The following is a 14,472-nucleotide window of genomic DNA, read 5'->3' on the forward strand; positions in this document are numbered from 1 at the left end:
GAGCGGGGAGCGATGGGCACGATCAGTGTCGAGGCGGACTTGTGTATAACGACTCGTGCCCGGCGACGGTCTCACATTGCTGCGGCTTACTCGTCGTAACCCAGGTTTGGTGCCAGCCAGCGCTCGGTCACGCTGAGGTCCTGACCTTTACGGGCGGTGTAGCTCTCGATCTGATCCTTGTCGATCTTGCCGACTGCGAAGTACTGCGCTTGAGGATGGGCAAAGTACCAGCCGCTGACCGCCGCCGCCGGGAACATGGCGTAGTGTTCGGTCAGGAACACGCCGCTGCGGCCAGGGGTGTGCTCGGGCGTGCCTTCCGGCAGCGGGTCCAGCAAGGCGAACAGGGTGCCTTTTTCGGTGTGATCCGGGCACGCCGGATAGCCTGGCGCCGGGCGAATGCCCATGTACTGCTCTTTGATAAGGGCTTCGTTGTCCAGCGCCTCGTCCTTTGCGTAACCCCAGTAATCCTTGCGCACCTGCTGGTGCAGCCACTCGGCACACGCTTCGGCCAGACGGTCGGCCAGGGCCTTGACCATGATCGAGTTGTAGTCGTCGCCGTTGTCCTGATAAGCCTTGGCCACTTCCTCGGCACCGATGCCTGCGGTGGTGATGAAGCCACCGATGTAGTCGGTCAGGCCGCTGCTCTTCGGCGCCACGAAGTCGGCGAGCGAGTAGTTGGGCTTGCCGTCTGGCTTGATGGTCTGCTGGCGCAGGTGATGCAGTTTTGCCAGCGGCTTGCCGTCTTCGCCATAGACTTCCAGATCATCGTGATCAACCTGATTGGCCGGCCAGAAGCCGAACACGGCGCGGGCGCTGATCAGTTTTTCGTCGATCAGCTTGCGCAGCATCTGCTGAGCGTCGGCGAACAGCGCGGTGGCAGCCTCGCCAACCACTTCGTCGGTCAGGATGCGCGGGTATTTGCCGGCCAGATCCCAGGAGATGAAGAACGGCGTCCAGTCGATGTAGTCGGCCAGGACGTTCAGGTCGATGTCGTTCAGTACCCGGGTGCCGGTGAAGGTCGGCCGGGCAGGGGTGTAGTGTTCCCAGTCGAACTGCGGCTTTTTCGCAACGGCAGCGCCGTAGCTCAGGCGTTCGGTGCGCGAACTGCGTGCCGAGGTGCGCTCGCGCACTTCGATGTAGTCCAGGCGCGTCTTCTCGATGAAGGCGGGCTTCAACTCTTTGGACAACAGTTGAGTGGCAACGCCCACGGCACGCGATGCGTCGGTCACGTAGATGACTGCGTCATTGCTGTACTTGGGTTCGATCTTGACCGCAGTGTGGGCCTTGGACGTGGTTGCGCCACCGATCATCAGTGGCAGGTGGAAGTCCTGACGCTGCATTTCCCGGGCGACATGCACCATTTCGTCCAGCGAAGGCGTGATCAGGCCGGACAGGCCGATGATGTCGCATTTCTCTTCGCGGGCCACCTGGAGGATTTTCTCCGCAGGCACCATCACGCCCAGGTCGACGATGTCATAGCCGTTACAGCCCAGCACCACGCCGACGATGTTCTTGCCGATGTCATGCACGTCGCCTTTGACCGTGGCCATCAGAATCTTGCCCTTGGCCTCCGGCTTGTCGCCTTTTTCCAATTCGATGAAGGGAATCAGGTGCGCCACGGCCTGTTTCATCACGCGGGCGGATTTGACCACTTGGGGCAGGAACATCTTGCCGGAACCGAACAGGTCGCCGACCACGTTCATGCCAGACATCAGCGGGCCTTCGATCACTTCGATAGGGCGGTTGAACGACTGGCGCGACTCTTCGGTGTCTTCGACGATGTGGGTGGTGATGCCCTTGACCAGCGCGTGTTCCAGGCGCTGATTCACGGGCCAGCTGCGCCATTCCTCGGTTTCGGCTTCCTTGACGCTGCCATCGCCCTTGAACTTGTCGGCAATCGCCAGCAACGCATCGGTGCCTTCGGGGTTGCGGTTTAGCACCACATCCTCCACGCAGTCGCGCAGTTCCGCCGGGATCTGGTCGTAGATTTCCAGCTGGCCGGCGTTGACGATACCCATGCTCAGGCCGTTGCGGATGGCGTGCAGCAGGAAAACCGAGTGAATGGCCTCGCGCACCGGGTTGTTGCCCCGGAACGAGAACGATACGTTGGACACACCGCCGGAGGTCAGCGCATACGGCAGCTCGTCGCGGATGTAGGCGCAGGCGTTGATGAAGTCTACGGCGTAGTTGTTGTGCTCTTCGATGCCGGTGGCAATGGCGAAGATGTTCGGGTCGAAGATGATGTCTTCCGGCGGGAAGCCGACTTCATTGACCAGAATGTCGTAAGAGCGTTTGCAGATTTCCTTCTTGCGCGCCTCGGTGTCGGCCTGGCCCTGTTCGTCGAAGGCCATGACCACTACCGCCGCGCCGTAACGCTTGCAGAGTCTGGCGTGGTGAATGAACTGCTCGACGCCTTCCTTCATGCTGATGGAGTTGACGATGCCCTTGCCCTGGATGCATTTCAGGCCCGCTTCGATCACTTCCCATTTCGAGGAATCGATCATGATCGGCACACGGGAAATGTCCGGTTCGCCTGCGATCAGGTTGAGGAAGGTCACCATCGCCTTCTTCGAGTCCAGCATCCCTTCGTCCATGTTGATGTCGATCACCTGCGCACCGGCCTCGACCTGCTGCAGGGCGACTTCCAGTGCTTCGGTGTAGTTGTCTTCACGGATCAGGCGGGCGAAGCGGGCGGAACCGGTGATGTTGGTGCGCTCGCCGACGTTGACGAACAGCGACTGGCGATCGATGGTGAACGGCTCGAGCCCCGACAGGCGACAGGCCTTGGGGATGTCCGGGATCTGACGCGGCGCATAGCCGGAAACGGCCTGGGCGATGGCCTTGATGTGTGCGGGCGTGGTGCCGCAGCAGCCGCCGACGATGTTCAGGAACCCGCTTTCGGCGAATTCCTCGATGATTTTTGCAGTCTGGCTCGGCAGCTCGTCGTATTCACCGAAGGCATTGGGAAGACCGGCGTTCGGGTGCGCGGACACATGGGTGTTGGCCTTGTTGGCCAGTTCCTGCAGATAAGGACGCAGTTCGCTGGCGCCCAGTGCGCAGTTCAGACCGACCGAGATCGGCTTGGCGTGACTGATGGAGTTCCAGAACGCTTCGGTGGTCTGGCCGGACAAGGTGCGGCCGGACGCGTCGGTGATGGTCCCGGAAATCATGATCGGCAGCTCGAAGCCCAGTTCTTCGAACACGCCTTGCACGGCGAAAATCGCGGCCTTGGCGTTGAGGGTGTCGAAAATGGTTTCGATCAGGATCAGGTCCGCGCCGCCCTCGATCAGGCCGCGCGTGGCTTCGGTATAGTTTTCCACCAGCTCATCGAAGGTGACGTTGCGGTAGCCGGGATTGTTGACGTCAGGCGACAGCGAGCAGGTCCGGCTGGTCGGGCCGAGCACGCCTGCGACAAAGCGCGGTTTGTCCGGGGTTTCAAGGGTCTTGGCATCCGCGACCTTGCGCGCCAGGCGAGCGCCTTCGACGTTCAGCTCATAAACGATGGATTCCATGCCGTAATCGGCCTGGGACACCTGAGTGGCGTTGAAGGTGTTGGTCTCGAGAATGTCGGCCCCGGCGTCCAGGTATTCCTTCTCGATGGCGCCGATCACGTCCGGGCGCGTCAGGATCAACAGGTCGTTGTTACCCTTGACGTCGCTCGGCCAGTCGGCGAAACGCTTGCCACGGTAGTCCTGCTCCTCAAGCCTGTAGCTCTGGATCATCGTGCCCATGCCGCCATCGAGGATCAGGATCCTTTGTTTCAGAGCATTGATGAAGGCTTGATGGCGGGCGCTACGGTCGGACATGAGGGCTACCTTGAGAAGGTCGATACTTAAAGAAGGCGATAATAGCAAACCGGAACGGATTTGGTGTTGTCAGGGCTTTTGCATGAAAATCGTTCATGTTGAGGCGGTGTGCAGCCTTGTAGAATCATCGGCTTTTACGCTCAGAGCCCGGTTTCCATGCCGCATCGCTTGCTGGCAGGCATTGTCCTGCTCTTTTCCTGCTGCGTGCTTCAGGCCCAGACGCCGCCTCCGGTCTCGTCGCCTGCCATTTCCTACGTGCGGGATATTCAACCGATCCTCACCGAAAAGTGCGTGGCCTGTCATGCGTGCAACGACGCGCCTTGTCAGCTGAATCTGGGCAGTGGCGAGGGCGTCAGTCGCGGCGCCAGCAAGATACCGGTCTATCAGGGGGAGCGCACCGAGGCCGCCGCGCCTACCCGTCTGTTCTATGACGCTCGCGACACCGACGCGTGGCGCGGCAAGGGCTTCTACTCGGTGCTGGATGCACAGGGCAGTCAGGCGGCGCTGATGGCGCGCATGCTGGAATTGGGGCGCAGTGCGCCATTACCTGCCAACAGCAAGATTCCGGACACCATTGCACTGGGCATTAATCGTGAAAACGTCTGCCCGCTGCCCGGCGAGTTCAATGCCTATGCGGCCGCGCACGCCCAGCAGGGCATGCCGCTGGCGGTTGCAGGGCTGACCGACGCCGAATACCAGACGCTGCAGCGCTGGTTGGCTGCAGGCGCCCCGGTTGAGTCGCAGACGATCACGCCGACGGTCGCCGAGGCAAGTCAGATCCTCGCCTGGGAAAACCTGCTCAATCAGCCCGGTGCCAATCAGGCGCTGGTCGGTCGCTGGCTGTTCGAGCATCTGTTTCTGGCCCACATCTATTTCGAAGACGGCGCGGCGGGGCATTTCTACCAGTGGGTGCGCTCACGAACGCCGACCGGCAAGCCGGTTGACCTGATTGCCACACGGCGCCCCAACGATGATCCGGGCAGTAACTTCTACTACCGTCTGGTCCCGGTGCAGGGCGTGATCGTCCGCAAGACCCATATCACTTACGTGTTGAGCCCGCAGAAAATGGCTCGGGTCAAGCAACTGTTCTACGCCAACGACTGGAAGGTCAACGCCTTGCCCGGCTACGGACCGGGACATCGGGCCAATCCGTTTCAGACCTTCGAGGCCATTCCGGCCGAGGCGCGTTATGAGTTCATGCTCGATAACGCCGAGTACTTCGTGCGCACCTTCATCCGTGGCCCAGTCTGTCGTGGGCAGATCGCTACCGACGTGATCCGCGATCAGTTCTGGGTGATGTTTCAGGAGCCCGGGCACGACCGGTACTTGACCGATGCGGTTTACCGGGGCGAGGCGACGCCGTTACTGGCCATGCCAGGGCAGAACGATAACGTCGGCAGTGTGCTGGGCCTCTGGCTGTCTTATCGTGACCGTCGCAATGCCTACGAGAACCTGCGGCGCGACACCTACGCGAAGAAACCGCCACCGGGCTGGAGCGATCTGTGGACCGGCAATGACAACGCACTGTTGACTGTTTTCCGCCATTTCGACAGTGCTTCGGTGACCAAGGGGCTGATCGGCGATGTGCCACATTCGATGTGGCTGTTCGATTACCCGTTGCTGGAGCGCACCTATTATCAGTTGGCGGTCAATTTCGATGTCTATGGCAATGTCTCCCATCAGGCCCAGACGCGGCTGTATTTCGATCTGATACGCAACGGTGCTGAGATCAATTTCCTGCGTCTGATGCCTGCCGACCTGCGCGAAGGTCTGCTCGGCGATCTGTATCAGGACAGCGGCAAGGTCAAGATGTGGCTGGATTATCAGGACATTGATGACGACACGCCCACAGGCATCGGCCTGGACAAGAAAAGCCCGGTACGTGACTTCGCCAACAAGCTGATTCAGCGGGTCGGCCCGCTCAATGCGTCGCCCGATCCGATCAATCGCTGTGAGGGTGCGTTTTGTTCGCGTCCGGGCCTGAGCAGCAGCTTTGCCCAGGCGGAGCAGGCACTCAGCCGGTTGACGTCGCGTCCCGCTGCGGGGCTCAAGGTCATCGACCAGTTGCCCGAAGCGACGATGCTGCGTATCGAGGACGGCACCGGCAAGCGGGAGATGTACAGCATGTTGCGCAACCGTGCGCACACCAACGTAGCGTTTTTACTGGGTGAGTCCTACCGCTATATTCCGGGGCTGGACACGCTGAGCATTTATCCCGGTGTGCTCAGCAGTTACCCGAACTTCATGTTCAACGTGCCGGCTGCCCAGGTGCCCGCGTTCGTCGATGCGATGCAGCAGAGCAAGGATCAGGCGAGCTTTGAACAGATCGTCCAGCGCTGGGGCATCCGGCGCACGCATCCGCTGTTCTGGACGTACTTTCACGACCTGAATCGTTATCTTCAGGAAACCGCTCCGCGTGAAGCTGCGGTGCTCGACATGAACCGTTACGAGAACCTCTGAATCCGTACGTTTCCGCCTGCAGGCCATGAGATATATGGCCTGCGGCCATCTCTGCAAACCTGAACGAATCCCGTTTTCTACGATCTTTTTTTCAAAAATGCGGTCCGAGGGGGGCGCGCCATGGAACCTGTCGCTGACGCGAGCCCGGGTTGCTGGTTGAGTTGAAAGTCAGGCAGTAGAGGTTTTCCAATGTTGATTTCGGTACAGGCCCTGCGGGCGTTCGCAGCATGGGTGGTGGTATGTCATCACTTCATGCAGATTTTTTACGACTTCAAGGCCAGTGGTCCCATTGGCGAATTCTTTGTCTCCAAAGGCGCCGTCGGCGTCGATATCTTTTTCGTGATCAGCGGACTGGTGATCTTCCTTTCTACCCAGAAAAGCGACATGCCCGCTGGTCGTTTCATCCTGCATCGTCTGATTCGTATCGTCCCTGCGTACTGGCTTTATACCGCCGCCATGGCGCTGTTGCTGCTGGCTGCGGCGCCCATGTTGCCGCATCAGGTTATCGGCTGGCAGAACTTCATGCTGTCGCTGATCTTCATTCCCTCCGAAAATCCCGGCGGTTACGGCTTGTACCCCACGCTGAACGTTGGCTGGACGCTCAACTACGAAATGTTCTTCTACCTGCTGTTCAGCATGGTGTTCCTGTTCAAGCAGCGGCACCGGCCACTGATCATCGCAGCGGCGCTGTTCGGTGTCAGTGAGGTGCTGGCGCGTGCGGGGGTGATCAGCCGCTTCTACGGCAACGACATCATTTACGAGTTTCTGCTGGGTATCGGCATCGGCATTCTGTATCGCCGTGGCTGGATCAGGGAGGCGCTCTGGCTGCCGTTGGCGGGCATCGCGGTCGGTCTGTACGCCATCAATCACCTGACCAATGACCAGCGCCTGCTGAACTGGGGACTGCCCAGCGCACTGATTGTATTGTCCTGTATTTCGCTGGAACCTTACTTCCGGGGCAGCCGACTGCTCAAGGTGCTCGGCGATTGCTCGTATTCGGTGTACCTGCTGCATGTGCTGGTGCTGTACGGCGGCCTGCTGATGGCGCAGCGCTATGGACTGAGTCCCTATCTGGTGTTCGCGTTCTGTGTGCCGGTCATCGCCATTGGCGCATGGCTGAGTTATGAGTGGATCGAGAAGGGGATGTATCGTCGTCTCAAGGACTGGCTGGACGCGCGCCGCGCCGTGCAGCCCGCCAGGGCGCTTTCCTGATGGGGCCATTTCCGACCAGCTCTTTTCCGACAAGAATACTAGGACTTTGTGCGGCGCACTCGATTGGCGTAAACTGCTGGCACGTCTGCGAGGAATTTTCATGACCGCTATCACTATTACCGATGCCGCCCACGATTATCTGGCCGATCTGCTGGAAAAGCAGAACACCCCGGGCATCGGCATCCGCGTGTTTATTACCCAACCTGGCACTCAGTACGCCGAAACCTGCATCGCCTATTGCAAGCCGGGCGAAGAAAAGCCGGAAGACAAGGCGATTGGCCTGAAGAGCTTCACGGCCTGGATCGACGGTTTCAGCGAAGCCTTTCTGGACGACGCTGTCGTCGATTACGCCACCGACCGTATGGGCGGCCAACTGACCATCAAGGCACCTAACGCCAAGGTGCCGATGGTCAACGCCGACAGTCCGATCAACGAGCGGATCAACTACTACCTGCAAACCGAAATCAATCCGGGGCTCGCCAGCCACGGCGGTCAGGTTACGTTGATCGACGTGGTCGAGGAAGACACCCAGAACATCGCTGTTCTGCAGTTCGGCGGCGGTTGCCAGGGCTGCGGTCAGGCCGATGTCACCCTGAAGGAAGGCATCGAACGTACCCTGCTGGAGCGTATTCCAGAGCTGTCGGGTGTGCGCGATGTGACCGACCATACCCAGAAAGAAAACGCTTACTACTAAGCCGTTCCTTTCCCGGAAAACGCCCTGACTTGTTCAGGGCGTTTTTGTTTCTGGCTTCAATCGGCCTCTATCGCGACCAGCACAGCCCCTTCATTGACCATGTCACCCTCGCGGCAGTGCAGCGCCGTGACCACGCCCGCTGTAGCTGCGCGGATGCTGTGTTCCATCTTCATGGCTTCCAGCACCACCAGCAGCGTTCCGGCTTCGACAGACTGCCCGGGCTCCACAAGCACTCGAACAATGCTGCCGTTCATGGGAGCTGTCAGGCCGCCGTGCAGGTTACCGATCAGTCCGGCCTGGGCGATCGGGTCTGGCTGGGTGACCGTGAAGGGCTCGCCGTGCCATTTCAGGTACAGGCTGGCACCTCGACGAATCGCCAGATGCTGAAGCCTGACACCGTCCGTTTCGACACTCAGCGTCTCTGAACCCAACCGATACCGTGATTCGCTGTCATTGCGCAGGCGAACCCTTTTGCGGTCGCCATTGCACTCCAGATGCAGGTCGATTTCAGCCGGCATACCTGCACGAAAGCCGGAGTGAGTGCTCCACGGTGACGTGGGGTCCTCTTCGCGAAGGCGCCCGGGTTCGCTCTGCCTGAAAGCTTCAGCAGCGGCCTGCCAGAACTCCTCGGACAGCGGGCATTGTTCGGGCAGCAACTGAGCCTGATAGCGGGGGATGAACCCGGTATCCAGCTCGGCAGCGGCGAAGGCCGGGTGCGCGATGATCCGGCGCAGGAACGTCAGGTTGGTCCGCACGCCATCGACTGCAAACTCATCGAGCATGCCGAGCAGGCGCAGGCGCGCTTCCTCACGGTTTTCACCCCAGGCGATCAGCTTGCCGAGCATTGGGTCGTAGAACGGCGAGATGCTGTCGCCTTCGCAGACACCGCTGTCTACGCGGCGTCCGAAGCCGGGTGTCGATTCTCGATACAGCTCGAGCTTTCCGGTCGCGGGCAGAAAATCATTGGCCGGGTCTTCGGCGTACAGCCGTACCTCGATGGCGTGGCCGATCAGCGGAACCTGCGCCTGGCTGATGGGCAGCGGTTCACCGCGTGCCACGCGGATCTGCCATTCCACCAGATCGAGGCCGGTGATGTATTCGGTGACCGGGTGTTCGACCTGCAGGCGGGTGTTCATCTCCATGAAGAAGAACTCGCCGCGTGCATCCAGCAGAAACTCCACGGTGCCCGCGCCCACATAACCGATGGCTTGCGCCGCCTTGACCGCTGCCTCGCCCATGGCACGCCGCAACTCGGGCGAAAGGCCGGGGGCGGGCGCTTCCTCGACGACTTTCTGGTGACGACGCTGAATCGAACAGTCGCGCTCGTTCAGGTACAGGCAATGGCCGTGTTGATCGGCAAATACCTGAATCTCCACATGCCGTGGCTGAAGCACATATTTTTCGACCAGCATGCGCGAGTCGCCAAAAGAGGACAAAGCCTCACGCTGGGCAGAGGCCAGGGCTTCGGCCAGTTCGCTATCCTGCTCGACCACCTTCATGCCCTTGCCGCCGCCCCCGGCTGTGGCTTTGAGCAGGACCGGGTAACCGATACGCTCTGCCGCGGCGCGAAAGGTCTCGATGTCCTGTGCAGCACCGTGATAGCCCGGCACCAGTGGCACGCCTGCGTCTTCCATCAGGGACTTGGCCGCCGACTTGCTGCCCATGGCGTTGATGGCCGAGGCGGGCGGGCCGAGAAAGATCAGCCCGGCGTTTTCGATGGAACGGGCAAAGTCGGCGTTCTCCGAGAGGAAACCGTAGCCGGGGTGAATGGCCTGGGCTCCGCTGGCCTTGGCGGCGGCGATGAGCTTGTCGATCATCAGGTAGCTTTCCGAGGCCTTGCTGCCGCCCAGATCGACGCAGATGTCGGCTTCGCGACTGTGACGTGCGTCCCGATCAGTTGCGCTGTGTACGGCAACGGTGGTCAGGCCCATTTTCTTTGCCGTGCGCATGATGCGGCAGGCAATTTCGCCTCTGTTGGCAACCAGCAGCGTGTTCAGTTCAAGATGGCTCATGACTGCGAGTCCTTTTCATACGAGGCGCTGTCATCGGCTTGCGCCTGCCAGCCGGGCGAGCGCTTGTTCAGGAAGGCGCGCAGACCTTCCTGTCCTTCGGCACTGGTGCGGATGCGCGCGATGGCGCTTTCGCAGTAACGACGCAGGGCTGGGGTCAACTCGCCGCTGCCGACCTCGCGAAGCAGGTCCTTGCTGGCGCGCATGGCTTGCGGGCTGTTCAGCAGCAGGTTATCGACCCAAAGGGCGGTCTGCTCGTCCAGCGCCGCCAGCGGGTAGTGTTCGGCGATCAAGCCGATCTGTTGCGCGCGCTCGGCACTGAAGCGCTCCGCTGTCAGCGCATAACGCCGTGCGGCGCGTTCACCGATGGCTTGAACCACGAACGGGCTGATGACCGCAGGCGCCAGGCCGATGCGCACTTCGGACAGGCAGAACTGCGCATCGTCAGCGGCGATTGCCATGTCGCAGCAACTGATCAGGCCCAGTGCGCCGCCGAAGGCTGCACCTTGCACCACGGCCAGCGTAGGAATCTTCAGCTTGGCGAGGTTGTACATCAGTTCGGCCAGTTCCCGAGCGTCGTCAAGGTTGGTGTTGTAGTCCAGTTCTGCAGCCTGTTGCATCCAGGCCAGATCGGCACCAGCGCTGAAATGCTTGCCGCGACCGCGCACCAGCAGAAAACGCAAGGCCGGTTGGCTCTGGACCTCGTCCAGCGCCAGGATCAGTTCGCGGATCATCTGCGCGTTGAAGGCGTTGTTCTTGTCCGGCCGGTTCAGCCATAGCGTGGCGAAGCCGCGTGGGTCGTCAATCAGTTCTATTGTCGCGAAGGCAGTCATGGTCATTTCCCGGCTTACATTCGGAACAGGCCGAACGTGGTGGGTTCGATAGGGGCGTTGAGCGAAGCGGAGAGGGCGAGCGCAAGGATGTCCCGGGTCTGCGCCGGGTCAATCACGCCGTCGTCCCACAGGCGGGCGCTGGAGTAGTACGGGTGGCCCTGGTGCTCGTATTGATCGAGGATTGGCTGTTTCAGCTCGGCCTGCTGCTGTGCACTGAACGCCTGGCCGCTGCGTTCGGCCTGTTCGCACTTGACCTGCACCAGCACGCCAGCGGCCTGCTCGCCGCCCATCACGCCGATTCTGGCGTTGGGCCACATCCACAGAAAACGCGGATCGTAAGCGCGGCCACACATGCCGTAATTGCCCGCGCCGAAACTGCCGCCGATGATCACGGTGAATTTCGGCACCCGCGCACAAGCAACAGCCGTTACCAGCTTGGCGCCATGCTTGGCGATGCCGCCTGCTTCGTATTTCTGACCGACCATGAAGCCGGTAATGTTCTGCAGGAAGAGCAGGGGAATGCCGCGCTGGCAGGCCAGTTCGATGAAATGCGCGCCTTTCTGCGCGGCCTCGGCGAACAAAATGCCGTTGTTGGCCAGGATCGCGACCGGATAGCCTTTCAAATGGGCGAAGCCGCACACCAGTGTGGTGCCGAACAGCGCCTTGAACTCATCGAACACCGACCCATCCACCAGCCGGGCGATGACTTCACGCACATCGAACGGTTGCTTGGTATCGGTCGGGATGATGCCGTACAGCTCGTCGCTGGCGTACAGCGGGTCAATGGGCGCCTGCACGTTCAGCTGACCCTGCTTGCGCCAGTTCAGGTTGGCGATGCAGCGCCGCGCCAGTGCCAATGCGTGTTCATCGCTGTCAGCGTAATGGTCTGCGACGCCCGAGGTCCGGCAATGCACGTCGGCACCGCCCAGGTCTTCGGCGCTGACCACTTCGCCAGTGGCGGCCTTCACCAGCGGCGGACCGGCGAGAAAGATCGTTGCCTGCTCACGGACCATGATTGCCTCGTCCGCCATCGCAGGCACGTAAGCGCCGCCAGCGGTGCAGGAACCCATGACCACGGCGATCTGGGCAATGCCCTGAGCGCTCATGTTGGCCTGATTGAAGAAGATGCGGCCAAAGTGTTCACGGTCCGGAAACACTTCGTCCTGACGCGGCAGATTGGCCCCGCCGGAGTCCACCAGATAGATGCAGGGCAGACGGTTCTGCTGGGCGATGGCCTGGGCGCGCAGGTGCTTTTTGACCGTCAGCGGATAGTACGAGCCGCCTTTGACGGTGGCGTCGTTGGCGACAATCATGCACTCCACACCTTCGACCCTGCCGATTCCTGCGATCACGCCCGCTGCCGGGACGTCTTCGCCGTAAACCTCGTAGGCGGCCAACTGGCCGATTTCCAGAAACGGCGAGCCAAGGTCCAGCAACTGATTGATGCGGTCACGGGGCAATAGCTTGCCGCGCGACGTGTGGCGCTCCTGCGCCTTGGGACCGCCGCCTTGCTGAACCTTGCTCAGCAATGCACGCAATTCATGAACCTGTTCCAGCAGCGCTGCGCGATTGAGCGCGAATTGCGGGTCCCGGAGATTGATGCGGGTATGCAGAATGGCCATAAGGACTCCGGAATCAACGGGTTTCGTTGAACAGTTCGCGGCCGATCAGCATGCGGCGAATTTCGCTGGTGCCCGCGCCGATTTCATAGAGTTTGGCGTCGCGCAGCAGACGGCCTGCTGGAAACTCGTTGATATAGCCGTTTCCGCCGAGGATCTGGATGGTGTCGAGTGCCATCTGGGTGGCGCGTTCGGCGCTGTAGAGGATCACGCCTGCAGCATCCTTGCGGGTGGTTTCACCGCGATCACAGGCCTGCGCCACGGCATACAGGTAGGCGCGGCTGGCGTTGAGCTGGGTGTACATATCGGCGACCTTGCCCTGAATCAGCTGGAACTCGCCGATACTCTGGCCAAACTGCTTACGGTCGTGGATGTAAGGCACCACCACGTCCATGCAGGCCTGCATGATCCCGGTGGGTCCGCCAGACAGCACGACGCGCTCGTAATCCAGGCCGCTCATCAGCACCCGGACACCGCCGTCGAGCGTGCCGAGCAGGTTTTCTTCGGGCACCTCGACGTCATCGAAGAACAGCTCACAGGTGTTGGAGCCACGCATGCCGAGCTTGTCGAACTTGTTGCTGCGGGAGAAACCTTTCCAGTCGCGCTCGACGATGAACGCGCTGATACCGTGGGCCGCCTTTTCCAGGTCGGTCTTGGCGTAGATCACGTAAGTGTTGGCATCCGGGCCGTTGGTGATCCAGGTCTTGCTGCCATTGAGCACATAGCGATCGCCGCGTTTGTCGGCGCGCAGCTTCATCGACACCACGTCCGAACCGGCATTGGGCTCGCTCATGGCCAGTGCACCGATGTGCTCGCCGCTGATCAGCTTCGGCAGATAACGAGCTTTCTGCTCTGGGTTGCCGTTGCGATTGATCTGGTTCACACACAGGTTCGAGTGCGCACCATAGGAAAGCGCTACCGAGGCCGAGCCGCGACTGATTTCTTCCATCGCCACGACATGAGCCAGATAGCCGAGACCGGCGCCGCCGTATTCTTCACTGACCGTGATACCCAGCAGACCCATGTCGCCGAATTTGCGCCACATATCAGCCGGGAACAGGTTGTCTTTGTCGATCTGCGCTGCGCGTGGAGAAAGTTCTGCGCTGACGAAGGACCGCAACTGGTCGCGCAGCATGTCGATGGTTTCGCCCAGGGCGAAGTTCAGGCTGGGGTAACTCATGGGTAGCGTTCCTGTTTTATTCTTGGCGGATAGGCTATGACCTTTACGTTAACGTAAACCTGCGTCGTGGCACTGTCAATGTCGGCATTGATCGCAACAGGTAGCCAGTGGGGGTGAGGGGAATGTCGAATGCCGGAAAGCACGAAGGAGAGCCTGGGCTCCCCTTCAAGGTTTCTTCTTTATGCTCTTTTTTTGTTTTCGGGAGGCCTATTGTTGTTTTTGGCAGCCTTGCCCTTCACATCTTTTTTGAGCGATCCCTAAGCAGGACCAAAAGCAAACGTATTTTTTTGAGCGCTGATGACACTTTCATCGTATTGATCCAACCAGTCTGGTAGCCGCCTTGAGGCAGTTTTATTGTTCTCTGTCTGGTTGCGAACGGCTTGCAGGCAAGCAGTTCTGAAAAGCTATCCACTCCAAAAAAATCTGTTAGCTACGCCTCTGTCCGTGTTGTTCTTGTTGTGTCAGAGCCGGTACGTATTGTTTTTATTGGGTTGCTGCGTGTTTTTTTATTTTTGTTGTACCAGAGATATAGCAGGACCCGTGCCAGTTTTACAAAGCCCTTTAAATACGGGGCTTTGGGTGTCTCGCTGCATCACGTGACCTTTAAATGGGTTGTCGATTGTTTCCGTGTTACCCGTTTGCCCCGACAGGACGCGACG

General features: G+C 60.2%; 8 protein-coding genes and 1 pseudogene. 4 read left to right on the forward strand and 5 right to left on the reverse strand.

Translation table 11 applies throughout. The features are described 5' to 3' along the window. Positions 1-86: 86 nt before the first annotated feature. Positions 87-3,806, reverse strand: a complete 3,720-nt coding sequence (metH, locus tag QRN20_RS10080; protein ID WP_088235167.1) for a methionine synthase — start codon at positions 3,804-3,806, stop codon at positions 87-89. Between the two features lie 156 nt (positions 3,807-3,962). On the opposite strand from metH, the gene QRN20_RS10085 reads away from it, so the two are divergent. The 3 genes from QRN20_RS10085 (at position 3,963) to nfuA (ending at position 8,172) form a co-directional block, all read left to right on the forward strand. Beyond that, positions 3,963-6,266 carry a fatty acid cis/trans isomerase gene (locus tag QRN20_RS10085; protein WP_502942118.1) on the forward strand — a complete coding sequence of 768 codons (2,304 nt, stop codon included), beginning with the start codon at positions 3,963-3,965 and terminating at the stop codon, positions 6,264-6,266. 189 nt (positions 6,267-6,455) lie between these two features. After that, positions 6,456-7,478 carry an acyltransferase family protein gene (locus QRN20_RS10090; RefSeq protein ID WP_058431444.1) on the forward strand — a complete coding sequence of 341 codons (1,023 nt, stop codon included), beginning with the start codon at positions 6,456-6,458 and terminating at the stop codon, positions 7,476-7,478. A gap of 100 nt (positions 7,479-7,578) precedes the next feature. Next, positions 7,579-8,172, forward strand: coding sequence for a Fe-S biogenesis protein NfuA (gene nfuA, locus QRN20_RS10095; protein WP_004884435.1), 594 nt, complete (start codon positions 7,579-7,581; stop codon positions 8,170-8,172). 56 nt (positions 8,173-8,228) lie between these two features. Here nfuA and QRN20_RS10100 read toward each other — a convergent pair whose 3' ends face one another. The 4 genes from QRN20_RS10100 to QRN20_RS10115 are packed head-to-tail and all read right to left on the reverse strand — an operon-like array spanning position 8,229 to position 13,813. Continuing rightward, positions 8,229-10,184: an acetyl-CoA carboxylase biotin carboxylase subunit gene (locus QRN20_RS10100; protein WP_285360288.1), complete on the reverse strand. Its 1,956-nt coding sequence runs from the start codon at positions 10,182-10,184 to the stop codon at positions 8,229-8,231. Beyond that, complete coding sequence (locus QRN20_RS10105; RefSeq protein WP_032651706.1) at positions 10,181-11,020, reverse strand: gamma-carboxygeranoyl-CoA hydratase; 840 nt, start codon at positions 11,018-11,020, stop codon at positions 10,181-10,183. The genes QRN20_RS10100 and QRN20_RS10105 overlap by 4 nt, the downstream gene beginning before the upstream one ends. An 8-nt stretch (positions 11,021-11,028) precedes the next feature. Next, positions 11,029-12,636: a carboxyl transferase domain-containing protein gene (locus QRN20_RS10110; RefSeq protein WP_122499975.1), complete on the reverse strand. Its 1,608-nt coding sequence runs from the start codon at positions 12,634-12,636 to the stop codon at positions 11,029-11,031. A 13-nt stretch (positions 12,637-12,649) separates the two neighbouring features. Beyond that, positions 12,650-13,813 (reverse strand): isovaleryl-CoA dehydrogenase, encoded by a 1,164-nt coding sequence (locus QRN20_RS10115; protein WP_025995487.1) that lies wholly within the window; start codon positions 13,811-13,813, stop codon positions 12,650-12,652. A 122-nt stretch (positions 13,814-13,935) separates the two neighbouring features. Here QRN20_RS10115 and QRN20_RS10120 point away from each other — a divergent pair. After that, positions 13,936-14,243 (forward strand): annotated as a pseudogene (locus QRN20_RS10120) (hypothetical protein). Positions 14,244-14,472 lie beyond the last annotated feature (229 nt).

Origin of the sequence: Pseudomonas sp. fls2-241-TYG-175, from assembly GCF_030209155.1 — a bacterium.
In the GTDB taxonomy this organism is placed as follows: domain Bacteria; phylum Pseudomonadota; class Gammaproteobacteria; order Pseudomonadales; family Pseudomonadaceae; genus Aquipseudomonas; species Aquipseudomonas viridiflava.